This is a genomic window from Shewanella sp. ENK2, from assembly GCF_043568515.1.
GTDB classification, from domain to species: domain Bacteria; phylum Pseudomonadota; class Gammaproteobacteria; order Enterobacterales; family Shewanellaceae; genus Shewanella; species Shewanella japonica.
Genome location: NZ_CP171406.1, coordinates 1 through 26,505 on the forward strand (window position 1 = coordinate 1; position 26,505 = coordinate 26,505).

The 26,505-nt window shown below is 42.0% G+C and carries 18 protein-coding genes, 2 tRNA genes, 3 rRNA genes and 2 pseudogenes; 6 read left to right on the forward strand and 19 right to left on the reverse strand.

Features of this window, described 5'->3' with window-relative positions; translation table 11 throughout:
• Positions 1 to 212: 212 nt before the first annotated feature.
• The 6 genes from rrf to gmhB form a co-directional block, all read right to left on the reverse strand.
• A 5S ribosomal RNA gene (gene rrf, locus ACGEDC_RS00005) occupies positions 213 to 328 on the reverse strand.
• A gap of 168 nt (positions 329 to 496) precedes the next feature.
• Positions 497 to 3,387 (reverse strand): 23S ribosomal RNA (locus ACGEDC_RS00010).
• A gap of 321 nt (positions 3,388 to 3,708) precedes the next feature.
• Positions 3,709 to 3,784, reverse strand: a tRNA-Ala gene (locus ACGEDC_RS00015).
• 133 nt (positions 3,785 to 3,917) lie between these two features.
• Positions 3,918 to 3,994: transfer RNA gene (locus ACGEDC_RS00020), tRNA-Ile, on the reverse strand.
• 200 nt (positions 3,995 to 4,194) lie between these two features.
• A 16S ribosomal RNA gene (locus tag ACGEDC_RS00025) occupies positions 4,195 to 5,736 on the reverse strand.
• Together the 16S, 23S and 5S rRNA genes with 2 tRNA genes alongside form the textbook arrangement of a ribosomal RNA operon.
• Before the next feature lie 443 nt (positions 5,737 to 6,179).
• The gene (gene gmhB, locus ACGEDC_RS00030) at positions 6,180 to 6,728 is read right to left on the reverse strand and encodes a D-glycero-beta-D-manno-heptose 1,7-bisphosphate 7-phosphatase (RefSeq protein WP_394495663.1); all 549 of its coding nucleotides are present in this window, start codon (positions 6,726 to 6,728) and stop codon (positions 6,180 to 6,182) included.
• Between the two features lie 160 nt (positions 6,729 to 6,888).
• Here gmhB and ACGEDC_RS00035 point away from each other — a divergent pair, with 160 nt between their 5' ends.
• Positions 6,889 to 7,560 (forward strand): GntR family transcriptional regulator, encoded by a 672-nt coding sequence (locus tag ACGEDC_RS00035; protein WP_394495665.1) that lies wholly within the window; start codon positions 6,889 to 6,891, stop codon positions 7,558 to 7,560.
• A gap of 60 nt (positions 7,561 to 7,620) precedes the next feature.
• Positions 7,621 to 8,687 (forward strand): annotated as a pseudogene (locus tag ACGEDC_RS00040) (ketoacyl-ACP synthase III).
• Positions 8,688 to 8,780: 93 nt separating this feature from the next.
• Here ACGEDC_RS00040 and ACGEDC_RS00045 read toward each other — a convergent pair.
• From ACGEDC_RS00045 to ACGEDC_RS00100, 12 genes and pseudogenes are all read right to left on the reverse strand, one after another.
• On the reverse strand, positions 8,781 to 9,470 hold the full coding sequence (locus ACGEDC_RS00045; protein ID WP_394495667.1) for an exonuclease domain-containing protein: 690 nt from the start codon (positions 9,468 to 9,470) through the stop codon (positions 8,781 to 8,783).
• Positions 9,471 to 9,473: 3 nt separating this feature from the next.
• A pseudogene (locus ACGEDC_RS00050) lies at positions 9,474 to 11,343 on the reverse strand (DUF294 nucleotidyltransferase-like domain-containing protein).
• A gap of 154 nt (positions 11,344 to 11,497) precedes the next feature.
• Positions 11,498 to 13,216, reverse strand: coding sequence for a sodium:solute symporter family protein (locus tag ACGEDC_RS00055; RefSeq protein WP_055024628.1), 1,719 nt, complete (start codon positions 13,214 to 13,216; stop codon positions 11,498 to 11,500).
• A gap of 10 nt (positions 13,217 to 13,226) precedes the next feature.
• Positions 13,227 to 13,493 carry a DUF4212 domain-containing protein gene (locus tag ACGEDC_RS00060; protein ID WP_055024629.1) on the reverse strand — a complete coding sequence of 89 codons (267 nt, stop codon included), beginning with the start codon at positions 13,491 to 13,493 and terminating at the stop codon, positions 13,227 to 13,229.
• Between the two features lie 356 nt (positions 13,494 to 13,849).
• Positions 13,850 to 14,071 (reverse strand): hypothetical protein, encoded by a 222-nt coding sequence (locus tag ACGEDC_RS00065; protein ID WP_394495670.1) that lies wholly within the window; start codon positions 14,069 to 14,071, stop codon positions 13,850 to 13,852.
• A gap of 34 nt (positions 14,072 to 14,105) precedes the next feature.
• On the reverse strand, positions 14,106 to 14,903 hold the full coding sequence (locus ACGEDC_RS00070; protein WP_394498181.1) for a DNA-binding protein: 798 nt from the start codon (positions 14,901 to 14,903) through the stop codon (positions 14,106 to 14,108).
• A 5-nt stretch (positions 14,904 to 14,908) separates the two neighbouring features.
• Positions 14,909 to 15,448, reverse strand: a complete 540-nt coding sequence (locus ACGEDC_RS00075; protein WP_282167918.1) for a core component of ECF transporter — start codon at positions 15,446 to 15,448, stop codon at positions 14,909 to 14,911.
• Between the two features lie 23 nt (positions 15,449 to 15,471).
• Positions 15,472 to 16,209, reverse strand: a complete 738-nt coding sequence (locus tag ACGEDC_RS00080) for an energy-coupling factor transporter transmembrane component T (protein WP_394495673.1) — start codon at positions 16,207 to 16,209, stop codon at positions 15,472 to 15,474.
• Positions 16,206 to 17,738 carry an ATP-binding cassette domain-containing protein gene (locus ACGEDC_RS00085; RefSeq protein WP_394495675.1) on the reverse strand — a complete coding sequence of 511 codons (1,533 nt, stop codon included), beginning with the start codon at positions 17,736 to 17,738 and terminating at the stop codon, positions 16,206 to 16,208. Before ACGEDC_RS00085 ends, ACGEDC_RS00080 begins: the two co-directional genes overlap by 4 nt.
• 3 nt (positions 17,739 to 17,741) lie before the next feature.
• Positions 17,742 to 19,781: a TonB-dependent receptor plug domain-containing protein gene (locus ACGEDC_RS00090; protein ID WP_394495677.1), complete on the reverse strand. Its 2,040-nt coding sequence runs from the start codon at positions 19,779 to 19,781 to the stop codon at positions 17,742 to 17,744.
• Between the two features lie 233 nt (positions 19,782 to 20,014).
• A complete protein-coding gene (locus ACGEDC_RS00095) occupies positions 20,015 to 20,980 on the reverse strand; it encodes a helix-turn-helix domain-containing protein (RefSeq protein ID WP_394495679.1) in 966 nt (321 codons plus the stop codon).
• Between the two features lie 62 nt (positions 20,981 to 21,042).
• Complete coding sequence (locus ACGEDC_RS00100; RefSeq protein WP_394495681.1) at positions 21,043 to 21,495, reverse strand: hypothetical protein; 453 nt, start codon at positions 21,493 to 21,495, stop codon at positions 21,043 to 21,045.
• 210 nt (positions 21,496 to 21,705) lie between these two features.
• Here ACGEDC_RS00100 and ACGEDC_RS00105 point away from each other — a divergent pair, with 210 nt between their 5' ends.
• The 4 genes from ACGEDC_RS00105 (at position 21,706) to ACGEDC_RS00120 (ending at position 24,907) form a co-directional block, all read left to right on the forward strand.
• Entirely contained in the window at positions 21,706 to 22,611 is a 906-nt protein-coding gene (locus ACGEDC_RS00105; RefSeq protein WP_394495683.1) for a substrate-binding domain-containing protein, read from the forward strand.
• 129 nt (positions 22,612 to 22,740) lie between these two features.
• Entirely contained in the window at positions 22,741 to 23,076 is a 336-nt protein-coding gene (locus ACGEDC_RS00110) for a hypothetical protein (RefSeq protein ID WP_394495685.1), read from the forward strand.
• 11 nt (positions 23,077 to 23,087) lie between these two features.
• Positions 23,088 to 23,264 (forward strand): hypothetical protein, encoded by a 177-nt coding sequence (locus ACGEDC_RS00115; RefSeq protein WP_394495687.1) that lies wholly within the window; start codon positions 23,088 to 23,090, stop codon positions 23,262 to 23,264.
• A gap of 8 nt (positions 23,265 to 23,272) precedes the next feature.
• Positions 23,273 to 24,907 carry a sensor domain-containing diguanylate cyclase gene (locus ACGEDC_RS00120; RefSeq protein WP_394495689.1) on the forward strand — a complete coding sequence of 545 codons (1,635 nt, stop codon included), beginning with the start codon at positions 23,273 to 23,275 and terminating at the stop codon, positions 24,905 to 24,907.
• Between the two features lie 11 nt (positions 24,908 to 24,918).
• On the opposite strand, the gene ACGEDC_RS00125 is transcribed toward ACGEDC_RS00120, so the two are convergent.
• Positions 24,919 to 26,364 carry an alpha/beta hydrolase gene (locus ACGEDC_RS00125; protein ID WP_394495691.1) on the reverse strand — a complete coding sequence of 482 codons (1,446 nt, stop codon included), beginning with the start codon at positions 26,362 to 26,364 and terminating at the stop codon, positions 24,919 to 24,921.
• Positions 26,365 to 26,505: the final 141 nt, after the last annotated feature.

The window sequence follows — 26,505 nt, forward strand, 5'->3', positions numbered from 1 at the left end:
AAGTAACGGGCTATCAGCTCTCTTAAAAGAGAAATTAGGCGCTTGGCAATAACGCATTTTCATGTAGGCATATCGTCCACACTATCAGCTGTTGACGTGTCTAAAATTGAGCTTTAGCTTCGTTTCTGAGCATGTTTATCTTAAATTACAGACACAAAAAAGCCCATTACGTGAGTAACGGGCTATCTGCTCTCTTAAAAGAGAAATTAGGCGCTTGGCGATGACCTACTTTCACATGGGGAGACCCCACACTATCATCGGCGCGATTGCGTTTCACTACTGAGTTCGGGATGGGATCAGGTGGGACCACAATGCTATTGTCACCAAGCAAATTCGGGTGTTAATCGCTTATCGCAATTAACTAAATTCGGAAAGCTGTTTGTTTCTTTGAGTTTTCAACTTTATTAAGCGCTTTATATTCTTTACTAAGTCTTACCTTCAACAGTAAGTAATAAATCTAGTTACCATCAACTCAGATAAAACTCATCTGGGTTGTATGGTTAAGCCTCACGAGTCATTAGTACAGGTTAGCTCAACGCCTCACAACGCTTACACACCCTGCCTATCAACGTCCTAGTCTCGAACGGCTCTTTAGAGGAATTAAATTCCTAGGGATGACTCATCTTAGGACTCGCTTCCCGCTTAGATGCTTTCAGCGGTTATCGATTCCGAACGTAGCTACCGGGCAATGCTATTGGCATAACAACCCGAACACCAGCGGTTCGTCCACTCCGGTCCTCTCGTACTAGGAGCAGCTTCCTTCAATCATCCAACGCCCACGGCAGATAGGGACCGAACTGTCTCACGACGTTCTGAACCCAGCTCGCGTACCACTTTAAATGGCGAACAGCCATACCCTTGGGACCGACTTCAGCCCCAGGATGTGATGAGCCGACATCGAGGTGCCAAACACCGCCGTCGATATGAACTCTTGGGCGGTATCAGCCTGTTATCCCCGGAGTACCTTTTATCCGTTGAGCGATGGCCCTTCCATACAGAACCACCGGATCACTATGACCTACTTTCGTACCTGCTCGACGTGTATGTCTCGCAGTTAAGCTGGCTTATGCCATTGCACTAACCGTACGATGTCCGACCGTACTTAGCCAACCTTCGTGCTCCTCCGTTACTCTTTGGGAGGAGACCGCCCCAGTCAAACTACCCACCAGGCACTGTCCCGAACCCCGATTAGGGGCCGCGGTTAGAACATCAAAACTACAAGGGTGGTATTTCAAGATTGACTCCACTCCATCTAGCGATTGAGCTTCAAAGTCTCCCACCTATCCTACACATGTAGGTTCAATGTTCAGTGCCAAGCTATAGTAAAGGTTCACGGGGTCTTTCCGTCTAGCCGCGGGTATACGGCATCTTCACCGCAATTTCAACTTCACTGAGTCTCGGCTGGAGACAGCGTGGCCATCATTACGCCATTCGTGCAGGTCGGAACTTACCCGACAAGGAATTTCGCTACCTTAGGACCGTTATAGTTACGGCCGCCGTTTACTTGGGCTTCGATCATGAGCTTCTCCGAAGATAACCCAATCAATTAACCTTCAAGCACCGGGCAGGCGTCATACCGTATACGTCATCTTGCGATTTTGCACAGTACTGTGTTTTTGATAAACAGTTGCAGCCACCTGGTATCTGCGACTCCCAACAGCTTAGAGAGCAAGTCTCATCACCGTCAGGAGCGTACCTTCTCCCGAAGTTACGGTACCATTTTGCCTAGTTCCTTCAGCCGAGTTCTCTCAAGCGCCTTGGTATTCTCTACCCGACCACCTGTGTCGGTTTGGGGTACGATTCCTACTAACCTGAAGCTTAGAAGATTTTCCTGGAAGCATGGCATCAACTACTTCACCGCCTTAGCGGCTCGTCATCAGCTCTCAGCCTAATGTTCACCCGGATTTGCCTAAGTGAACAGCCTACAACCTTAAACGCGGACAACCAACGCCGCGCTAGCCTAGCCTTCTCCGTCTCTCCATCGCAGTTAGCAAAAGTACAGGAATATTGACCTGTTTCCCATCGACTACGCCTTTCAGCCTCGCCTTAGGGGTCGACTCACCCTGCCCCGATTAACGTTGGACAGGAACCCTTGGTCTTTCGGCGTGGAGGTTTTTCACCCCCATTATCGTTACTCATGTCAGCATTCGCACTTCTGATACGTCCAGTGTGGGTTACCCCTTCACCTTCAACCGCTTACAGAACGCTCCTCTACCGCTTGCACCTAAGTGCAAACCCATAGCTTCGGTGTATTGCTTAGCCCCGTTAAATCTTCCGCGCAGGCCGACTCGACTAGTGAGCTATTACGCTTTCTTTAAATGATGGCTGCTTCTAAGCCAACATCCTAGCTGTCTAAGCCTTCCCACATCGTTTCCCACTTAGCAATAACTTTGGGACCTTAGCTGATGGTCTGGGTTGTTTCCTTTTGACGACGGACGTTAGCACCCGCCGTCTGTCTCCCGAGTAGTACTCACTGGTATTCGGAGTTTGCAAAGGGTTGGTAAGTCGGGATGACCCCCTAGCCTTAACAGTGCTCTACCCCCAGTGGTATTCGCTCGAGGCGCTACCTAAATAGCTTTCGAGGAGAACCAGATATCTCCGAGTTTGATTGGCCTTTCACCCCCAGCCACAAGTCATCCGCTAATTTTTCAACATTAGTCGGTTCGGTCCTCCAGTTGATGTTACTCAACCTTCAACCTGCCCATGGCTAGATCACTCGGTTTCGGGTCTACGCCTTGCAACTAAACGCGCAGTTAACACTCGGTTTCCCTACGGCTCCGCTATTCGCTTAACCTCGCTACAAAACGTAAGTCGCTGACCCATTATACAAAAGGTACGCAGTCACGGTCTCAAGAACCGCTCCCACTGCTTGTACGTATACGGTTTCAGGTTCTATTTCACTCCCCTCACAGGGGTTCTTTTCGCCTTTCCCTCACGGTACTGGTTCACTATCGGTCAGTCAGGAGTATTTAGCCTTGGAGGATGGTCCCCCCATATTCAAACAGGATGTCACGTGTCCCGCCTTACTCGATTTCATCTATGGTTAGTTTTCGTGTACGGGGCTATCACCCTGTGCCGCTGTGCTTTCCAACACATTCCACTAACACCCCATAGACTTAAGGGCTAATCCCCGTTCGCTCGCCGCTACTAGGGGAATCTCGGTTGATTTCTTTTCCTTCGGGTACTTAGATGTTTCAGTTCCCCGAGTTCGCCTCATACAGCTATGTATTCACTGTATGATGACCACTTATGTGGCCGGGTTTCCCCATTCGGACATCGTTAGCTCAAATGCTTGTTACTAGCTCGCCAACGCTTTTCGCAAGTTACTACGTCCTTCATCGCCTCTGACTGCCAAGGCATCCACCGTATACGCTTAGTCACTTAACCATACAACCCAAATAAGTTTCAAAAGAAACTCAAGTTGTACCGTAACTAGCTGGTTTATTACATAATTTGCATGTGAATTAACACTACACAAATTCGCCTTAGTTTTTAGAATATTCAAGACACTTAATAAAGTGTTTTGAGAACTCAATGTATTACCAAAAAGGGATTAACTTCTCAGTAATACGATTTGTAATTAATACAACGACAGACATCATCGTATTAAATACTATCAGCTTTCCAAATTGTTAAAGAGCGGGCTTAAAAAAGCCAAAGATAAAACTGTCGTTTTATCTTTGGCGTCTCTATCCATGAGCAAGTAAATGGTGGAGCTATGCGGGATCGAACCGCAGACCTCCTGCGTGCAAGGCAGGCGCTCTCCCAGCTGAGCTATAGCCCCATTTACATGCAGTCAAACAAAAATATCGAATACCAATTAAATTGGCTTGCCAATTCGTATGCTAATCAAGGTAGTTTAATGCGACGTTTAGCCTGCTAAACGAGTATTAAACTAACGAAGAGTAGAAAAGAATTGGTGGGTCAGAGTGGACTTGAACCACCGACCTCACCCTTATCAGGGGTGCGCTCTAACCAGCTGAGCTACAGACCCATTCTTTTTGGTCTTTTAATCCTTACTCGGCGTTACTTTCTTCGTTTCTCAGTCATGTGCTAAAGCACACTCCCTACGAGACTCATCAAGTGCCTTGATTAAGAATCAAAATCCTCAAAAATATCTTTCGATACTTTGCTCTTACTTTCTATCAAGTAATCTGTGTGAACACTCAACAAACATTAAGTTAGTCGTATAGGTAAGGAGGTGATCCAGCCCCAGGTTCCCCTAGGGCTACCTTGTTACGACTTCACCCCAGTCATGAACCACACCGTGGTAAACGTCCTCCCGAAGGTTAGACTATCTACTTCTGGTGCAGCCCACTCCCATGGTGTGACGGGCGGTGTGTACAAGGCCCGGGAACGTATTCACCGTAGCATTCTGATCTACGATTACTAGCGATTCCGACTTCATGGAGTCGAGTTGCAGACTCCAATCCGGACTACGACGAGCTTTATGAGATTAGCTAGACCTTGCGGCTTTGCAACCCTCTGTACTCGCCATTGTAGCACGTGTGTAGCCCTACTCGTAAGGGCCATGATGACTTGACGTCGTCCCCACCTTCCTCCGGTTTATCACCGGCAGTCTCCCTAGAGTTCCCGCCATTACGCGCTGGCAAATAAGGATAGGGGTTGCGCTCGTTGCGGGACTTAACCCAACATTTCACAACACGAGCTGACGACAGCCATGCAGCACCTGTCTCAGAGTTCCCGAAGGCACCAATCCATCTCTGGAAAGTTCTCTGGATGTCAAGAGTAGGTAAGGTTCTTCGCGTTGCATCGAATTAAACCACATGCTCCACCGCTTGTGCGGGCCCCCGTCAATTCATTTGAGTTTTAACCTTGCGGCCGTACTCCCCAGGCGGTCTACTTAATGCGTTAGCTTGGGAGCCCAGTGCTCAAGGCACCAAACTCCGAGTAGACATCGTTTACGGCGTGGACTACCAGGGTATCTAATCCTGTTTGCTCCCCACGCTTTCGTACATGAGCGTCAGTCTTTGTCCAGGGGGCCGCCTTCGCCACCGGTATTCCTTCAGATCTCTACGCATTTCACCGCTACACCTGAAATTCTACCCCCTCTACAAGACTCTAGTTCACCAGTTCCAAATGCAATTCCCAGGTTGAGCCCGGGGATTTCACATCTGGCTTAATGAACCGCCTGCGTACGCTTTACGCCCAGTAATTCCGATTAACGCTTGGACCCCTCGTATTACCGCGGCTGCTGGCACGAAGTTAGCCGGTCCTTCTTCTGTAGGTAACGTCACAGTAACAACGTATTAAGCTGCTACCTTTCCTCCCTACTGAAAGTGCTTTACAACCCGAAGGCCTTCTTCACACACGCGGCATGGCTGCATCAGGGTTTCCCCCATTGTGCAATATTCCCCACTGCTGCCTCCCGTAGGAGTCTGGGCCGTGTCTCAGTCCCAGTGTGGCTGATCATCCTCTCAGAACAGCTAGGGATCGTCGCCTTGGTAAGCCATTACCTTACCAACTAGCTAATCCCACCTAGGTTCATCCAATCGCGAAAGGCCCGAAGGTCCCCTCCTTTCCCCCGTAGGGCGTATGCGGTATTAGCAGTCGTTTCCAACTGTTATCCCCCTCGACTGGGCAGATCCCTAGGCATTACTCACCCGTCCGCCGCTCGTCAGCAAAGTAGCAAGCTACTTTCTGTTACCGCTCGACTTGCATGTGTTAGGCCTGCCGCCAGCGTTCAATCTGAGCCATGATCAAACTCTTCAATTAAAGTTTTTTGAGACTAAGTCTCGGCTCAATGAATTCTGATTACATTATGCAGAATCAATAGAATCTACATCCTGTTTGTTACATATTGCTATGAACACTCATCACTTACGTGATTCAGAAAATATTGATAATAATTTTGATTGCTCCATTCTTTACGAGAAAGAGTGAGCAATTTCGATTAACTCAACACCTGTGAGTGTCCACACAGATTACTTGATAAATTGTTAAAGAGCGGACTCGGTAACTAGCGTTTGACGCCTTGTTCCGTGTCAGTGGTTGCGCATTATAGGGAAATCATTTTATCCCGCAAGTGCTTTTCTTAATTAATTTATAAAAAAACGCTCAAAAGCACACTTTTTAAACGTTTCGAGCTAAAATCCATCAAAAAAGCTCGTTACAGCACCTTTCATGGCAATTTTATCGTTAACTAAGAGATGTTTTTATTACGACTTTAAGAAAGCTGGTACATCGGCAATGCTGTCTACTACTCCATCGGCAAGCTCAATACCCGCTTCATCAACGACTTTACCACTTCTCACTAATATAGCTGTGTTAATGCCCGCTGCTTTTGCAGCTCTCATATCATCAGCTTTATCACCCACCATAATTGAATTAGCCATATCAATTTTTAAAAACTTTGCTGCATCAAGCATCATTCCCGGTTTAGGTTTTCGGCAATCACAATCTTGCTTATATTCCCCGAGTCCTTTTTCTGGATGATGCGGACAATAATAGATGCCATCTAATTCAACACCTTTATCTGCAAAGTTCCAATCCATCCATTCGGTTAAATGGTGAAAGTCATCCTCTGAGTACATTCCACGAGCAATACCTGACTGATTAGTCACCACCACGATTTTATAACCCATTTCCTTGAAAGCCAGGCAGGCTTCAAATACGCCTTCGATATATTCAAAGTCATCAACAAGGTGTACATAACCTTTATCAATATTAATGACTCCGTCACGATCTAAGAACACGGCTTTATTCACGGTACTAATACTCCTAAATTCTTTATTATTCTGATTATCCCATTACTGGAAAAATTATGCACTTGTATTATAAAAGGAAGATTTTTTAAGGTTGTACTTTATAAAGCGTTCAGTAAAGGTTACCCTTCCGTAGATATTTTGTGGCATTTATTAAGAAGTAATGAGTCAAATAACACCAATAATTCATAAAACACGAACTCAAGCAGTGGTAGAAGTCTTGCGTGAGCGCATATTATCTGGCTTTATCAAAGCAGGTGAGCCACTTAGACAATCAGCTATAGCTGAGCAGCTTAATGTTAGTCGAATTCCTGTGCGAGAAGCGCTTGTTCAACTAGAAGCTGAAGGATTAGTTAAATTCGAAGCACACAAAGGTGCAACAGCCACTGAACTTTCTGTTGAGCAAGTCACAGAATTATTTGAATTAAGGGCTATGATTGAAACAGATCTTCTCGCAAAAGCCATTCCCAACTTGCAAGATGAAAATTTCGAACAAGCTGATCAAGTGCTGTCTAAATTAGAGACCGCATTAAAGGAAAAAGACTCTGTGGCCACATGGAGCGAACTCAATACTCAGTTTCATACCTGTTTATACGAAGCCGCTAACAAACCGCATACACTTGAAGTCGTTCATGGACTGAACAATAGCTGCGATCGCTATATACGCTTACAGCTATTATTAACAGGCGGAATTCCAACAGCAGAACGCGAACATCGCGAACTGTTTGAGTTGTGCAAAAACAAAGATATCGATAAAGCGACCCAACTTTTACGCCAGCACATTTTAGGTGCAGCAAAGGCAATTAAGAAGCTAGTGATTCAACAAATAGACTAACTATTGCCTCTACGTCGTTTATCAAAAGATTAATTTAAAATTTATTTGAGAGAAAACCACATGCAGTATGCTCATATTACCGGTTGGGGAAAATGCGTCCCACCAGCAAAACTGACTAATGACGACTTAGCCACCTTCATGGATACTTCTGATGAGTGGATTAAGACACGTACTGGGATCAGCGAACGACATATTTCTCACGTTAACACATCTGAGTTAGCGACTGTTGCAGCGAAAAATGCACTCGCTGCTGCAGGTATTGACGGTAGTGAACTGGATTTAATCATACTTGCAACAGCAAGCCCAGACACCTTGATTCCTAATATTGCTTCTACTGTTCAAGCTAATGTAGGGGCAACATGCGGCGCTTTTGATATTAACGCTGCTTGTAGTGGTTTCTTATATGCCCTTGGTATGGGCAGCTCTATGATAAAAAGTGGCCAGAACAAGAAAGTGCTTGTTATTGGCGCAGAGCGATTATCTTTTTATCTAGATTGGTCACGACGTGAAACCGCCGTATTATTTGGCGATGGTGCAGGCGCTGTTGTTATTGAAGCTAGTAATGAACCAGGTGGTGTTTTAGGTTACGAGCTTAATAATGATCCTGCTGCACGTGATATCTTATCATCAGGTTTCGGCACCCAGATGGACCGATTTGATTCTGCATCTCTGGATTTCTTTATTAACCTAAACGGACAAGAAGTCTTTAAACGCGCGATTCATGGTATGGGTGGGTTAAGCACTAAGGTCTTAGCTAATTGCGACATGACCAAAGAAGACGTTGATTTGGTGATTCCACATCAAGCAAACGAGCGTATTATTGATACTTTAATCAGTCGAATGAAGATCCCTAAAGAAAAAGCCTTCGTCAACATTGCGAAATACGGCAACACGTCTGCAGCGACTATTCCTATTGCGATTTGTGATGCGTTAGAACAAGGCCGCATTAATTCAGGACAAACTATTTTATCATGTGCATTTGGTGCAGGATTAACATCAGCGGCTCTATTATTAAAATGGGGGAGCGAACAACTCCGATTAATGCACCTACTGCGGAACTGCCTCCGTGTGAAGTTTCTGCACTTGAATTAATTAAACCTGCAGTAGAGTTTTTTACTAAGCGTTAAGCATTTTTAACCTTTAAGTATTTAACCAAACTCATTATTAAAAAAACCAGCCAAGTGCTGGTTTTTTATTTTAATCAACACAAATAACCACAGTTAAATTGATATGAACTCCGATACAGCAAGTTTTTCAGTATCACCAATGGAATTCACTTGAGCGATAAAAAGCTCTGCACACGCAATTGCGTCAACCAATGCTGCATGACCTGAATAGGTAGGTAAACCATATCGCTGCCTGCAAGCATCTAAACGTAAGCTTCCCTCTTTTAGTACATCATGCTGACGAAGTAGCCGTTGTTTTTCAGTCGCTAAAGTATCGATAAAGGGTAACCGAATTTGCCTGTTATACACTTTAGCCAAATGAGATTGTATAAAGCTAATGTCCATTGGTGCATGATGTGCTACCAGAATATGTCCCTGAGTACGGTTAATAAACCATTCCATCGCATCAATTAGCGAGGCACCTTCAGACACATGCTGATCGACAATGCCATGTACTGTTGCACTTTGACCTACACTCCCATCAATATTAACCATGCACTGCTGAGCTTTTGTTAAAGGGATTGAACATGGGATTGTATCTAATTCAATAGGTACAATTCCAATACTGATTATTTCATCTTTTAACGGGTCAAGCCCCGTCATTTCGAGATCCACGGCCATCAATCTCGATGTGGAAAGTGATTTGTTTATCACATTTAAATACGCTTTTTGATAGTCATAAAGCTTATCTTTATGGCCAAACATTTCATAATGTAAACGTGCTTTAAGCCAGAGTTCATTCACAGGTTAAAAACTCCGCATAAATTTCATTCTAAGACCTGATTGAGCATCGTGAACGACTTTAAAGGCATCACGTAACTGATGACGCATTAGTGATGACATTTGTTGTGGTTTTAAATAGTTAGTGACGTTTTGCTGGCTTGTATATTGCTCTCCTTGATTTGAAAGACGCATATGAGCAATAAATTCAAGCGCATCGGCGAGGTTGAGTGCATCCTTACGGTTTATGATATTGGCATCCATTAATGCACGAATTCGTTTTGGTGTATTCACTTCGGCAATACCCGCACTTAGTGCATAGACTCTGGCAATATCATTGATTAATGCGACGCCTTTGTGCTTTAAATCCATTCCTTTCACTTCACTGCCATCACGCTCAAGCACAAACTTTCTAAAAAACCTAATGGCGGCGATTCCACTAATGAATTACCAGCCATTCCAGCAAGAAAGATATCGTTATCTTTAGTGCGTTCAAGTACATGACTTTGCAATTGATCAAACAAGCTTTGTGGACCATATACGGCACGCATATCAAAAAAGATACTGGCATGCATTAACGCTTTAGGCTCAGGAGAATTTAACCAGCTTTCAAAATGTTTTTGCCATTTATCAAGAGGTAAACGCCATTTAGGGTTTTGCGCCATAATATCCCCGGGGCAATAAACATAACCACATTTATCAAGCCCTTCACAAACCGCATGGGTTAGCGCATTAAAATAACCTTTAGCATGTTCATCAGGTTCATGAGCAAGTAACAATCCATTATCTTGATCAGAACAAGCAGCTTGATCTTGTCTTCCTTGAGAGCCAAATGCTAACCAACAAAAAGCCATCGGCGCAGCCCCTAGAATTTGCTGATTTAACACAATTAGCCTACGAGTTAACGCATCGGTGACTGAAGTTAGCACCCGACCAACTTCTTCAGCTCGCGCATCGGCACTTATGAGGTTTTGCAGTAAAACAGGGATCTGTTTACTAACCTGAATTAAACTAGCAATGTCATGTTGCCGCTCAATTTCTCCTATTAGTAAAAGAGGTTGCGAACTTTGACCACGTAATATATCTGTACTGGTCAAAATACCGACAGGTTTAGTAACTTCATCATCGTTCACTTCATTCGTCATTATCGGCAAATGGTGAATACCGTGCTCACTCATCAATAGCATGGCTTCGAATACGAGATCGTTTTCAAACAATACTTTGGGATTTGCAGTCATTGCTTGATGCACTGCTAATGTACCGTCAAACCCCTCAGCTAAAACCCGATTTCGCAGGTCTCTATCAGTTAATATCCCGATTAGTTTGCCGTTATCTATCACAAGTACCGACGATACCCTAGCGACACGCATTTTTTTGCAGCTTCACTTACACTAGCATAAGCATTAATCGTTAGTGGATCAGGTGACATCAAGCTGTTAATCCGACTCGTCGTTGTTAAATCCTTTGCCTTAAAACGAGCTTGATGGCGTAACCTTTTAGCAAATGCACGATTAAAAAAGCGATCAAACTCTCGGCTTTCTTTTCGTAAGTAATTAAAGGTTTCAGGGTTTAAGTGATAAACCAGGCTATCTTCGAGAATTTGCACCTGATTACTGACTTTCTCACCCGATAACAAAGATGGAAAACCAAAATAATCCCCTTCTCCAAGTCTATCTAACAACTCACCTTCTTGATCCCGTACTTCAAAGGAACCAGAACGAACAATGTATAGCTGTGGATGAGACTCATCTAACGGGACCGTGCGGCTAGCTTTGCTGTAATAACCAATAGAGAGTTGTTGACAACATCGAGCTAAGTCTGATGAAGATAAAGAATCAAATGGAATTAACCCACTGATAAATTGCGTGATCGGTTGAAGTTCACTTGCGTCTTTCATAACACTCCATCATTTTCTCACCTCGATGAATTCACTATATGAAAAACCACAGCATGACACTATTCGACTTATGGCCAGTAACTTGATGTAAAATAATGTTTGGTTAAAAACAAAAAGAGCGCCGAAGCGCTCTTTACCGTTCAAGTTCATCTTGTTAGTGATCTTGAGCGCCACCAGCTCCTTTAGGGAAGCGAATAGACTCAACCATCTCAACAACATCTTGTGGTACATCTTTAGTCACTTTACTAACAGCGAATGCGACACCAAAGTTAATGAACATACCTACCATACCGAATCCTTCAGGTGAAATACCTAAGAACCAGTTATCGCTGACGTTAGCTGCAGGGTTCACGAATTTGAAATAAACGATATAACCAGCAGTAAACAGTAGACCCGTTAACATACCAGCAATTGCCCCTTCCTTATTCACAGTCTTAGAGAAGATACCCATAATAATTGCCGGGAATAATGACGATGCAGCCAGACCGAATGCAATCGCAACAACCGCAGCCACAAAGCCTGGAGGATTAATCCCGAAGTAACCCGCCATGACAACACCTAACGCTGCGGCAATTCGGGCATACTTAAGCTCCTCTTTATCAGAAATATTGGGCATTAAGTTTTTCTTCAATAAGTCATGAGAAACAGACGTTGAAATTACCAATAGTAACCCTGCCGATGTAGACAGTGCCGCCGCTAAGCCACCTGCTGCGACTAATGCAATCACCCATGCTGGAAGTGAAGCAATTTCAGGCGTAGCAAGTACCATGATATCGCGGTCAATCTTCATTTCATTGGTATCGCCTTTAGAATAATAAATGTTGCCATCGTTATTTTTATCATCCCAAGTAATTAAGCCTGTTTTTTCCCAGTTTTTAATCCAGTTAGGCGCACTTTCATATGACACACCTGTAGATTCTGGACCATTGATTGTTTCAATCATATTTACACGTGAGAAAGCAGCAAGTGCAGGAATTGTTGTATACATAATCGCGATAAATACAAGCGCCCAACCAGCAGATAAACGTGCATCTTTTACTTTAGGTACAGTGAAGAAGCGCACGATTACATGCGGTAAACCCGCAGTACCAAACATTAATGCGCCCGTAATAAAGAACACATCAATCATGCTCTTTGAGCCTTCCGTATATTGGGAGAAACCGAGTTCCGCTGATAAACCATCGAGCTTATCTAAGAGGTAAACCCCAGTCCCATTACCAGCAGCATCAACAAGCTCAGCACCAAAACCGATTTGAGGTAAAATATGGCCTGTCATCATCACTGAGATGAAAATGGCTGGTACCATGAAAGCAAAAATAAGCACACAATACTGCGCAACTTGAGTGTAAGTAATCCCTTTCATACCACCAAGTACAGCGTAAAAGAACACCACTGCCATACCGATATAAACACCCGTTTCTACTTCAACTTCTAAGAAGCGGGAGAATACAACACCCACACCACGCATTTGACCTGCTATATAAGTAAAACAGATGAAAATGGCGCAAACGACCGCAACGGTTCGTGCAGCTTGTGAGTAATAACGGTCACCAATAAAATCTGGTACGGTAAATTTACCAAACTTACGTAGGTAAGGAGCCATACACAGCGCTAGCAGAACATAGCCTCCCGTCCAACCCATTAAGTAAACTGAACCATCATAACCAGTAAACGACACGATACCTGCCAGCGAGATAAATGATGCCGCTGACATCCAATCGGCAGCAGTTGCCATGCCATTCATTACAGGTGGAACCCCACCACCAGCAACATAGAACTCTTTAGTAGAACCAGCACGAGACCAAATGGCGATACCGATATATAGGGCAAATGTGACCCCAACAATGAGATAAGTTAACGTTTGAACATCCATGATTTATTCCTTAGTCTTCGTGTACGTTATATTTTTTATCTAAAGCATTCGCTTTCGCTACATACACAAAAATCAGTGCAACAAACACATACATGGCACCTTGTTGTGCAAACCAAAAACCTAATTTAAAGCCCATAAAGGTAATTTCGTTCAAAACATCTACGAGTAAAATACCGCAACCAAAAGACACGAATGCCCAAATTGCGAGTAACCCCAATACTAAGCGTAAATTTTCACGCCAATACCCCGTTGCCTTGTCTTCATTTTCAAAAGCCATTGTGACTCCCCTGTCTTAATTATTTTTAAAGTCGTTAGTTAATCTAGCAACTAAAAATGTGACGACAATCACGACCTTAGTCTAAAGGTGAACAAAATCAAAAAAGGAAACTAACAACAAATCACCTTAAAAACATAAACTTATAACGGAACGGTATAAATAAATGGTATACAAGAGAGTTATCTGAGTTAGACCAAGGTCGAATTAAAAATTGAAGAAAAGAGCTTGTGGGTATGCATATGAAGATAGAGAAACGGTGTAATTAGCAGTTTGTCGTGCGTACATAATCATAAGAGTGACTCTCTGTCACTCTCATGGTCATAGTCATAATTAAGGGTGTAACCCTATCATTGGCATTAAGATATAACCGACATCCCTCTGCATTCAAAGCCTTCAATCAACCAGCGCCGGTTCATACAATTAAAACAGCTTCTAGGTACATCATCAATCATTTCATCTTCATCATCTTCCATAAAGTGATTGCAATGAAAAGCCGCTTGTTGCGCCATATCCGTGGCTTCATTTGTAAAACGAAACAACCAACGACCTTGATCTAAATAAAACCAATTGGTGACCATAACTGACTCTTTATTAACCATTTATATTCGCTTATTAATATTTTTTTAATTGCTGTTTTAAGGCGTTACGCCAATGAAACTCACTAGTCGTTTCATCTTGATGCTGGTACACCAATAACGCGAACTTATGATTGTGCATGACAGCTTTAATTTTACCGCTGACATCAATAAGCTCATCTTCATTGAGTAAAAAACCGTTTAACTCTATTACCGCATCTAAGCCAGTTAACTGCTTAATCTCTCTTACGCTTATGGTTAATTCAGATTGCGAGTCTTTTAGGCCGACTTTAAGCTGGCCTTTCACACGTCCATCGTGTCCAGATAAACGTAAGCCCATACCCGCTATTGCACCAATAATTCCCTGACCCGTTCCGCCATGCTCAGATAAATCGACTCCAATTTCAGCTGCTAATTCATAAGCATCTTTCTTGGTTTTTACCAAGCGCTTTGCATCTTGGCCAAATGAAATCAATTTCTGAATGTCATCTGCCGTTAATAAATCTTTATCAGCTATCGCTAGACCAGGATCAGCTGCTGATGCACACTCAGTGGCCAAATGTGCAATACAGATATCTTTGATTTCAGCTAATGCTAAGCCAGAGGTGACTTCAAAGCACATGGCACTATTATGCGATGTATATGGAATGTCTGGGTGTACAAATAATTGATGCCTTGTTACCCAAGTGGGTGAGTGAACGAGACTCAAACCATCCGAATCATTATTGAAACTTGCCTTTGAAAGCAATAGCTGCAGAATTTCCTCTGCAATCTCACCAGTCCCTTTTGTGCCAATATCATCAGTATCATCAATACAAATTAACCAAGTTCTAATCATTGTTATGACATCCTATTTCTTGTGATTAAATCATGGGCATCCAATCGATTAATAATGATTGGGACGAGTAAAGCACCAGCTATTGCAAACAAACCACCTTTAAAGCTGCTTAGCCCAAACTGCACAAGTGCAACTTGCGGATCCATTCCCACTAGCAGGTTTTGTATCCAAGATTTGCTTGCCCAAGCGATACTGCCAATAACAGCCAATAAAATGCAGCGCCAACGTAAACTAAATAAATTAGCGATAAATATGAGCGCTATATCCATCGCAAAAGCCGGTAATGCAAACTTAAGCAATATAAATGGTCCGCCTTTCCCGACGCCTAAGATCATGGCTAACAGGCCAGCTAACAGTCCGCATAACGTCATGCTGCCAATTTTATTCGTTGCGCCGTAGCAGACTAAATAAAATAAACTCATTAAAAACATCGAGTGTCCTGTTAAACCTAGTTTCATTCGCATCATGCTTTTAATCGCCACCAACAAGGTAGCGCAAAATCCGATGAACAATGCATTTTGAAGTGTGAAGCCTTGCTTCATTAATGATTCTCCTAAATTAGACGTTAAATAAATGGCCAATGGGAATGATGCCTTTGCCTATCGAAATGCCTTTGCTGTGCAGACTTGGCGATATGTTTTGATAGGCTTAGCAGTTGAATTAGCAAAGGAAATAACACGCAGCGAATAAGCTCGACCCAATTTAAAGGGTTAATCAACTGTTTAGGCGTTATACGGGCACCACGTAGACATTGGATATGATAAATATCTCGTACTTCTTGAGTGATATAAGGTAATAGTTTGATGGAAGTGGTAATAACGAACGCCCACTTACTTGGTAAAATAAAGCACAATACTTGGCTCATATGGTGTGACGTTTGAGTACTCGCAAGCCACCAACTCGGTAACATCACTAACATAATTCTAAGCACGACAATCAATGCTTCAATGACTTTATCGCTGCCATAAAATAAAACATATAAGCCGACAGTAATGACCAACTGAATAGCAAACAGTTTAAGTAATGGGCTTAATCGCGCTTTGTAAAAACGAGCATGAATAAGTAAAGCAATATTAATGAGCAAAATGTAGCTAAGCTGCGAAGTCGTCACTAAAAACGCACTGCTTGATAAGACAATACTAAACACCATGGCAAGCGCACACTGGCATTTGGCTTTAAAGGATTGTCGAAGCATTTTTGTATACTCGCACCCTTTAGTAGCCTGAATATCATTGCTTGAAGCCAGCTTATGACTCTTCATCATGTGATTTACACTACAACCTTGAAGTCGCTTTTTAGTCATAGGTTAACCTCACACATATCGGCTAAGGCAGTTTGCCTGCCTGAAGCTTGTCCCTTTTGAAAGGCCAGCCCTTGCTGAGAGTGCTGCTCGAGCTGAGAATCTTTCTCGTGCAGAAAGTACCGTTCACGCTGAAAGCACTGGGTTAATTTTCCACCAGCAATCTGCCAGACTTTACTTAAGCGCGTTTTCATTATTGGCCTATGACTTGTTATAAGAATGGATCCACCTTGCAAACAAAAGTCTGTCAATACATCAATCACATAAGAAAAATACTGACTATCTAAACCCGCAAAGGGGTCATCAAGTAATAACACTTTAGGCTTTAAACAAAGTACTGAGGCTAAGGCAACTAAATGTTGTTGACCGTATGACAGCTTATACGGGGATTGAGCCGCCAAATGACTGATATTGAGCTGAGTTAATATTTCACTCGCACGTGACACTGGTAAACCAAATCGCTTTAAACTAAATTCAACCTCTTGTTGCACAGACACTTCAAATAACTGTCTAGATGGACGCTGCATCAAAAAGCCCAGGTCCTGTCCAAAAGTACCAAGTTTAACCGGCTTGCCTAACATCAAAATCGCGTGCTGATTTTTATCATCAATACCGACAATTTGATTCAACAAGCTTGTTTTTCCGCAGCCATTTTCTCCAAACAGCCCAACCATTTCACCAGCGTAAAGCTGCAACTCTTGGCTCAGTTCAATCAATGGCGGCTTATCAGTAAATTGAACCGTCAAGGGTGATATAGTTAACCTGATGTCAGTTTGTGTAGATATCGTTATAGCTTGAACAGCTGGCATATTTAACCGCCAAAGTTCAGTATTTTCTCTCAGTTGTGGCTTGTTAGCTAAATGCGTTAAAGGGCAAGTTTCTGCTTTCTGAATGGGTGCTTTATCCTGTTTATTCAGCACGCCGTTTTTTAATAGCCAATGTGTATTGATAACTTGGGAGAATGCCGCAGAATGGTGCTCTGTCATCACGACACTTACCCCGGAATCCACAAGCTGTTTTAGAGCCTCATTTAACTCAACAACACCAGCATCATCCAATTGTGCCCATGGTTCATCAATAAAAATCACATTGGGACGAAGCACAAGCTGCGCAGCTAACATCAGCCGATATTTTTGTCCAAGCGACAAATTACTCACTTGCGTATCTAATGGTAAATCGAGTCCTACTTGCTGTAATGCTTGCAAAACAAGTTGCAGCATCTCAGGTGCAGGAAAGGCTAAGTTTTCTAAACCAAAGGCAACTTCTGCACCCACAGTTTCTCGAATAAGCTGTATATGAGGATCTTGCATAACGAGGCCTAAACGAAGGCCATCGCTATGTAAAATCTCACCTTTAAAATCAAATTCACTTGGCATTGCCATCAGCTGTAGCAAGGAGGACTTACCTGCTCCAGTCTCACCACAAATACAGTGGCACTCGCCCGCTATCACGGTAAAGTTCAATTGCTTAAAAAGCGCTACAGATGATGACTGATGTCGAAAGCTAACTTCATGCAATGCCAATAAAGTCATTGGTTACAACTGCCAATTAATACCAACAAAGATCTGTCTGCCGGCTTGAGGCAATGCTTCACTTTGATAGTAGTTTTCATCCAGTAAATTAGTCGCTCGAATATAGGCTTCTAAATGATCCACCATCAATGGCTGCACAATATTGATATCAACTAATGTGTAGTTATCCACTTCATTTCTAACTGAGATTGTTTCACCTGAAATTTTCTCGCTGGTGTAATAAATTTGATCGGCAATATATTCAACGTTCAGGTTTACACTCATACCGAAATCGAATTGATAAAGGCCTTGGAATCTAAACTGATGTTTTGGTCGATACTCTAATTCGTTCATAAGATCATTATCAGAATCTTCAGCATCTAAATAGCTGTAAGAGACTGTCAAATCTAAGTCATCGAAGTATTCGTTTCTTACAGAAAAATCGACCCCTTTAAACGCGTAGTTACTGATATTTTGATAAACACCGTCATTGTCTTTGGCAATGTAATTTTCAGCGTCAGTGTAATAGCCGGTAATATCTAAGCTGGTGTTATAAGCTAACCCTTGATTCAGACCTAACTCAACATGTGATGATTCCTCAGGCTCTAGCTCACTGTTACCTGATGATTGCGCATAGAGGTTTCTTAATGATGGAAAACGCACTTTACGAGCAATACCTGCATGCAGTTTACTGTCCTCAGTCACTCGCCAAAAACTAGAAAGTTGCGCCGAGTAATTAGTATCGTCAGCATCATCACGCTCTTGACTGTGCGCCGCACCACCGATAGTGACGCCGTACTTACCGTCATTCTGGTACTGATATTCGACGGCCAGAGTATTTAACCAGCCATCCTTATTAAAATCATCACTTGAACCTGAACCATCGCCACTTCCAGAACCTGAACCACTGCCACTGCCACTGCCACTGCCAAGAATAGAGGCGCTACTTGTATTAGCCTCATAATTAACGGATTCCCAACTTTGCTTTTCGCTAATAATTGACCCTGTTAATAAACCCGCTGTATCAAAATCAGCAATCAGCTGTAAGTTCCCGCCCTGCACCGTTGATATGCCATCTTGCGTAGAATCAATATCGCTGTAATCGCTACTGGTATAGACTGTTTCAAATACCTGACTCTCGTTATGGTAGCCATAGCCTCGTAATGCGAGACGATCAGAAAACTTATGTGCAAAGCCTAACTGAACAATGGTGCTTTCAAAATCATCAACTCGTTCAAACTTAGATTTACTGGTTCCTGTGCCATCCGTGCTTGGTTTACCCCAATTGCCAGATTTATAGTTTACATTTGCGCTCAACATCGTTTCATCAGAAACAAAGTAGCTTCCTTGGGCGTAAAAGTTATCGACAGTTTTATCCGCATTTAAACGTGTATCACCACTTTGCTCATCCGTGTCTTCAAAATCTGATGACATCGGAAATCCATCAGTTTGCTGGCGGTTATAACTAGCAAAACCTTGCCACTTTTCACCGCTTCCAGCTAAGTTCACATTGCCATTTATTGTGTCATTTTCTGCGAACTCAAGGTTACCGGATACACTTGGAGCGCTATCCCCTTGTCGAGTGATAATATTGATCACACCACCCGCACCACCTGGTCCGTAAAGCACAGACGTTGGGCCAACTGAGACTTCAACTGACTCAATTTGTGAAGCTGGTATGACACTTGGATCAAACTGACCGTCTTCAGCATCATTGGCAGGAACACCATTAATTAAGTAAATAACATGGCGCGCTTTAAATCCGCGAATATCGACTCTCGGCGTTCCCTGCCCGCCAACTCGTACGTATATGCCAGGTACATTTGCCAGAATTAAGTCAAGACTTTGTGCGCCTGAGGCTTCTATTTCTTCTCGTGAGATATCCCAGTGAGTCATAGAAGACTGCGCCGCTGTAGGGCCTTCACCTTTTACAACAATCACCTCTTGAATCTTCAGAACTGGATCGCGTTCAATCGTTTCTGCATAGGTATTTAAGCTGGCTAAAATAGCAATGGATAACACTGAATAACGCAATGATTTTTGCGCAGGCTTGCTCATGTTCATTGTGCGACAACATCCTAATTAATAAGTCCTATTTGAGTGCGAGCATTGTTGCGATCGCAATCTAAAAACTCAACTAGGACCCATTAAAACTACAACCAACACGACAAAATCTGACAAATTGGAAATCAAAACCAAAAAAAGGACAAAATGTCCTTTTTAAAGTGCATAAATATCAAACTAGAGGCAAACTTGATGCAATCAGCATTTATGAATTAGTGATGAATTATTGGTTTTCAGTCTTTCGCCCATTCATTTAATTTTCTATCGATGGTTTTGCGAGAGATATTTAAGTGTTCTGCTGCTAATAGCTTATTGCCTTGGTAAATATTCATTACCCGCAAAATATGGGCTTTCTCGATGTGCTTAAGATCCCATTCAATGGGAAAGAAGTGCTGAGTAGATGAAGTAACCTCGCTAATACTTTGCCTATCAGCCTGTTGGCAATCGGTATGAGGGTTTTGCTTAAAGTACTCATTGGGAGGTACATTCATCATCAAACACTGCTCAACCGTATTTTTTAACTCTTGAATATTCCCTGGCCAATCATATTCTGTCAGGGTTTGATAATCAGTAATCCGCCACGCGTTAAAACGTGTGAGTAAATCTTCAGCAACAAAAACGTCAGTTGCAATCAATTGACTCACAAAAAACTTAACGAGTAAGACAATATCCTCAGAACGTTGATTCAAAGGAGGTAAATGAAGGTAGAGACACGCCAAACGATGATACAGCTCTGATGAAAAAGCCCCTTGTTGAACTCGCCTCAAGAGTGAAGAATGACTCAAACTGACTACTCTCAGCTTTAGAGTAGACAACAAACTAACTGAGTCTAACAATTGCATTAAAGCAATTTGACCAGTAACAGATAGACTATCCACATGTGTCAAAACAAGCTGTACATATCGCCTTGGATTAGAGGTTGCTTTATCACAACCAGCTAAAGCCGTTTTCGTCAGCTGCAACTCATCACGGCAGTCTATAACAACTTGTTGGCAAGGACTGTCTGCCAACTGCAATAATTGATGAGTCGCTAACTTCTTACCGGTACCAACAAGGCCTTCGATCAATATAGGAGAATTAGATACACTGGCACTGAGTATGTTAGCTCTCATCGTTTCTGCAATGCTACTGTCACCAACAAGCTGTGAGTATGACTTAACGGGCTGACGTGTTTGCAGGGAAACTTGCTTAGATGACAATCGATAACGCTTACACCAATTCGCAATGATAGATTCTGAGTCACGATACTGAATCGGCTTACTTATAAAATCCTTCGCCCCTTTCTCATCATGGCTAATATATCGTCAGCCTCAGGCACACGACTAAGCACAATGAAATGCTCTGGGTAACAATACTTATCATCAGCAGATTTAAGTTCGATGTTATGGGTAACAGCGTCAAATGAAGAATCGAGTATTGGAAAGTCACTGTTATTAATACCTTGATGAATAACATCACCTGCAAGATGTTGACGGTTTAGCAACTGCCAAAATGTTTCGACCAACTTGATATCGATAACAACCAAATCGAAATTGAATCGCCGAAAATTGACTACCGCTAATTCAAGCGTTCTTGCGTGCTGAATCAACCTGAAGTATCGAGATAATATCGGCTCAAGACTTTGCCAAGCACTTAAGTCCGGCTCAATCACCATGACAGCCATATCCAATTGCATTGGGTCAGAAACATGCTCGTTTAATTTAGCCTTATTCATTAACGGTTATCCAAGCGTAAGTCATCAAATATTATCAATTCAATCAGATAATCTGGATAAATATGATCTCAAAGCGCACATTAATTACAAGTAGGATAAATCCAACATTGCCCACAAAAGTTAACTTTAACTGCTAATGCAGATATGCATCGACGCCCGCAATTATTACACTAACGAATCATTGCCACCTAAGCAGCATCTGGGATTACTATGCCAATTGATTCAAGCATTATCTATATGAGCACTAAGCAAGTCGCTGAATACTTGGACTTAAACGAGAAAAAAGTTTACTCGATGGCCAACCAGCGCATCCTACCTGCAACAAAAGTGACAGGAAAATGGCTATTTCCCAAAGTGTTAATTGATCGTTGGCTTATGGATTCATGCCATAGCGGTATGCTTTCAGATAGAATGCACATCACTGGCAGTGACGATCCTCTACTTTCAATGCTTGTTGCACAGTTAATGTCTGAAGGTGAACATCAAGAAATCATCAGCTATAGCGCAACAGGCTCTAAGTCAGGCTTAACTTTGCTTTCCCGTGGTTATGCTGATGTCTGTAGTATTCACTGGGAAAGCCAACATGGCAGTCGAGACAGTTTATACAACCTATTGAAAAGCTACCCTAATCATCAACAATGGATTTTAGTGAGTGGGTTTGAACGACATCAAGGCTTAATGGTTCGCCAAGAAATGACATCGCTTTTTGATAATGTAAACCAAGGCACATTGCAGTCTTTAAGATGGGTTTCAAGACAAAAAGGTGCTGGTAGCCAACTTCATTTAGAGCAATGGTTAACGCAGCAGCATATCAATATTAATGAATTACTTTTTACTGCCACAGCAAAGTCGGAACGAGAGCTAGCGGCTTATATCGCCCGTAATAATGCTGATATTGGTTTTGGTTGTCAGGCCGTTGCTGTAGAAAGCGGGTTACATTTTATTCCTCAGCTAACTGAGTCGTTTGACTTTGTCATGTCTCAGAGCATCTTTTTCAGGCGCCAACTGCAAGCGCTATTAACCTTGTTAAATCAACCTCAAACCACCCAGCTAGCTAATTTATTATCGGGTTACCAGTTAACGAAAAGTGGCGAGCTCCTTTGGCGTGGTCAGTAAAAAATCAAAAATAAGCTCACTCACGTTTAGTCAAAGCTTATAGAATGATTCATCCTTAATAGATCAAAGGCTTGTACTACCTGAATAAGGCAGGTAATATTTTTTTATAATAATGACAAGGATGATTCATTGAATAAAAAATCCATCAATCCACAACACCTTATTTTAGCACTGGTTCTAGGTGTCATTGGCTTTATCGTCAACTGTTACCCCATTCCTATTTTTGCCAACGTCCAGCTGGTCATGGGTAATACCTTTACGGTTGTATCTGCCGTTATTTTAGGCCCTTGGTATGCCCTATTAACAGCTGTTTTCAGTGCAACAGGCTTAATGGTCACTTGGGGAAGTCCTCATGTTTACTTACTGTTTTGTATCGAAGCGGTATTTATAGGTTTTATTCGCCGTAAAGGGGTTTACCCCTATACGGCAGTGCCATTTACTGGATACTTATCGGAATGCCACTGACGTATTTATACATGAAAATAGTCAGTGATTTACCAGCAAGTCATATGCCGTTTGCCATCATTAAGCAAAGTATTAATGGTCTAATATATGCCTGTTTAGCTTCTTTAATTATTGTATTGATCCCTAAACTTTGGCAATTTAATGGCCAAGGTACAGCGAAAAAAGACGTTCATTCAATGCTCAAGTAACCTACTTTATGACATTGATGATCACCTTATGCTTACTTATCTCTGCCCTTAGTTTTAATTATCTGTTTTTAGAAAAGCAGCAGCAGCTATTAAAACAAAACTTAACTGATACGACGCAACATTTAAGCTCTGCAACCGAGCAATACATAGACGATCACAAAAAAGTGATTGAATACGCAGCCAATTTTCTCAGTTTAGCCAATACCACGAACGACGAATGGCAGCCAATGCTGAGTCAACTGCACACAAGTTATCCTAGTTTCATTACCATGTTGATTGCCGATAGCAATGCGCAAGTCAAAGCAGGTAGCCCTGGTGTAATGATGCTGGACGAAAAAAACAATATTAAAAATATGTCGATAAGTGACCGGGATTACTTTATTCAATCCTTCCATAATCGCCAATTATATGTCTCATCCGTATTCAAAGGGCGTGGATTTGGTAGTGACTCAATCATCGCTATCAGTGCGCCGTTTTACCAAAATAATAATCAAGCACAAGTTGCTGGTATCATTGAAGGTTCCTTGAATTTACAGTTTTTCGCTAATATCGATAATCAAAATAGTTATGGTGAAAAAGAGTTGCTGGTACTTATAGATGACAATAAAAAAATTATCTATGCATCCTCAGAACTTGAGCTCAATGAAGAAGATGAATTTACTTACTCTGATGATAAAGGCGCATACCATATTGCGTTAAATACCATCAATATTCGTGATCTTGAATCCACTTCGCCAGAACATGTATTTGTAAAAAAACGCCTTAATAATGGTTGGGAGTTATATGTATTAAAACCCCTCTCACCGTTGCTTAAAACTGCCGAGCAGCAAATGTTAGGCACCTTTTTGATGCTGATTATTTCAATTATTTTCACCTTTATCATTTCAAGAAAGGTGTGCCAATTATTAACAGCGCCACTCGAAATCGTCGCTAACCAATTTGGTAATATCAATAATGATGATTTAAAAAGCCAAGTTCTGGATGAAAACTCGTCTAAAGAAGTATTTAACCTCTACCAGCGGCTCACCAACAGTAAGCGTGAACTGCTAACACATCAGCTAGAACTTGAAGAGACGGTGGCAATCCGAACTGATGAATTAGAGCAAGCCAACAAAAAGCTACTTGCCTTAGTGGATAAAGATCCATTAACGGATCTTAAAAACCGCCGTTATGCTGAAGATAAATTTGATGGCTTATTAGATTTTTGCTTACGTGGTGAACATGCAATTACCATAGCAATTCTTGATTTAGACTTTTTTAAGCAGGTCAACGATACCTATGGACACTTAGCAGGAGATGAATGTTTACGTACCGTCTCAAGTTTACTTAAGCAAGAGTTTAAACGTGATACGGATATCGTAGCTCGCTACGGTGGAGAAGAGTTTTTACTTATTTTACCGATATCAAATGCCCTTAAAATTGAGCATCATTTAAATCAATTCAAACAAAAGTTAGCAGCGCTTGTGATTACTTCTCCAACAGATCAACAGCAGTTTTCTGTGACCACCAGTATCGGTGCAATTACTGCTAATGCCAGCTTTTCAACTGACATTGATGTATGGATTAAAGTGGCCGACGATAATCTGTATGCGGCTAAAGAACAAGGTCGAAATAAAGTGATCATTAATGTGATTAATGAGTAAGACGGTTATACCTATGGGTTTATAACCTCATCCATTTTATTAAGCATATACGGGTAAAATGGATTCCACTTCTGACGTAACATTTCAGCAGCAGGGATCCCAAATAAGCCACGTTCGCCAGTAAAAATAGCTTGGCCAATTTGAATGTGGCTCACCTCTTTCAAAAAATCTGGACCATACAAAGGATCCGCTTTAGGGAAAGGTAAAGCCACATGAGATAAGGAATATACCCCACGTGGCCATTCAAATGGTAGCGCTTCACTTGTCAAGGATTCAGCAGAAGCTAATCTTGTCTCTTTTACAAAGTGCTCACGTTCAGTATCATTTTCAATCAAGGTCAGTTGATAACCCATTGGCTCTTGTAACCATAGCTTTGCCATTTCATCCATTGGGTCATTAATAATTAACTGATGATTATTAGGATTTCGATTAATATCAAAAATAACTAACTCGTGTTGTTTTGAAGGTAAGTATTGATAGAGGTTATTCACCACTGCATTGGAAGAAACGGTATCATCAGCGAGCGACTGGAAAGTTAAAATCGGTGCTAAAGAGCCTAATTGCTCAGTTGAAAATGATTCAATAATTTGATGGTTTCGCTGAGATAATTGATAAACAACATCACCAGCGTTAACTGCAAAAGAGCTATATTTAAACGGGTCGTACTCAACTGAAATACTGTTCCAAAATAACTTTTCATAACCTAAAAACCGGCCTAACATTGCTTGCCATTTAGCACCTGCTGCAATGGGTTGTAGCCCTATTGCAGGGGAAAGAAAAATCATACCTTGATAGTGCGTTTCATTGCCTCTGGCAATGGCTTCTAACTCAATGTTTAACGCTAAGGCTGCCCCCGTTGAAAAGCCAACCACGTATAACGGCTTACCATTAAGTTGTTGCTTCATATGCTGCGTCGCCAAATCTACAGCGCTAGCTAAATCAGGCCAAGTAATACCGGTTAATCCTGCGGGAATGGTGCCATGTCCAGGTAGCCTTAACCCCAAAACATGAGCATTTTTCTTAAAGTGTTTAGCAAGATGAGACATTGCATAGGGTGAGTCAGACATACCATGGATCAGTAAAACACCAAACTCAGCATCGGCTTTTTTCCATTCAAACGAGCGATTCCAGTTATAATTCCATCCATTGGGATCAGATAAGCTACCAGTTTCATACCGGTTAATGACAGAAGGCGTTTCTGGCGAGTAACTTTGATAAATTTTATTCTCAATTTCACTGAACAAGTCACTTTCGAGCGACAGATATTCAGCAAAGTTTTTTAACCCCAACTGCTGATGGTATTCGTGTTTTAGTTCAGTTGTGTGCCAGATATCTAACTCGGCTCTGGCATTTAATAACCAAACTAAAATCGCAATAAAAACGATAATACTGCCGATAAAGCCATAAACAGCAAAAAATAGAAGTTGCTTTGTTGAGCCGATCACAATCGCTTTCATTGATCTTTCCTTGAACACTAAGCGCTTTGTAAATCTGTGGCTAAAAGACACATCTCGCTGCTTAATGATATCGTTACACTTATCCGATTCTATAGACTCATGTTTGACTAAAAGCCTATTCGAGTCTAGAGATTAATCATG

Coding starts and splice junctions, on each gene's coding strand:
- ACGEDC_RS00120 (WP_394495689.1), top strand. CDS start 23,273: ATGACATTGATGATCACCTTATGCTTACTTATCTCTGCCCTTAGTTTT.
- ACGEDC_RS00125 (WP_394495691.1), bottom strand. CDS start 26,364: ATGAAAGCGATTGTGATCGGCTCAACAAAGCAACTTCTATTTTTTGCT.
- ACGEDC_RS00065 (WP_394495670.1), bottom strand. CDS start 14,071: ATGGTCACCAATTGGTTTTATTTAGATCAAGGTCGTTGGTTGTTTCGT.
- ACGEDC_RS00055 (WP_055024628.1), bottom strand. CDS start 13,216: ATGGATGTTCAAACGTTAACTTATCTCATTGTTGGGGTCACATTTGCC.
- ACGEDC_RS00115 (WP_394495687.1), top strand. CDS start 23,088: ATGAAAATAGTCAGTGATTTACCAGCAAGTCATATGCCGTTTGCCATC.
- ACGEDC_RS00060 (WP_055024629.1), bottom strand. CDS start 13,493: ATGGCTTTTGAAAATGAAGACAAGGCAACGGGGTATTGGCGTGAAAAT.
- ACGEDC_RS00075 (WP_282167918.1), bottom strand. CDS start 15,448: ATGAAGCAAGGCTTCACACTTCAAAATGCATTGTTCATCGGATTTTGC.
- ACGEDC_RS00080 (WP_394495673.1), bottom strand. CDS start 16,209: ATGACTAAAAAGCGACTTCAAGGTTGTAGTGTAAATCACATGATGAAG.
- ACGEDC_RS00085 (WP_394495675.1), bottom strand. CDS start 17,738: ATGACTTTATTGGCATTGCATGAAGTTAGCTTTCGACATCAGTCATCA.
- ACGEDC_RS00100 (WP_394495681.1), bottom strand. CDS start 21,495: ATGAATAAGGCTAAATTAAACGAGCATGTTTCTGACCCAATGCAATTG.
- ACGEDC_RS00035 (WP_394495665.1), top strand. CDS start 6,889: ATGAGTCAAATAACACCAATAATTCATAAAACACGAACTCAAGCAGTG.
- ACGEDC_RS00105 (WP_394495683.1), top strand. CDS start 21,706: ATGCCAATTGATTCAAGCATTATCTATATGAGCACTAAGCAAGTCGCT.
- ACGEDC_RS00090 (WP_394495677.1), bottom strand. CDS start 19,781: ATGAACATGAGCAAGCCTGCGCAAAAATCATTGCGTTATTCAGTGTTA.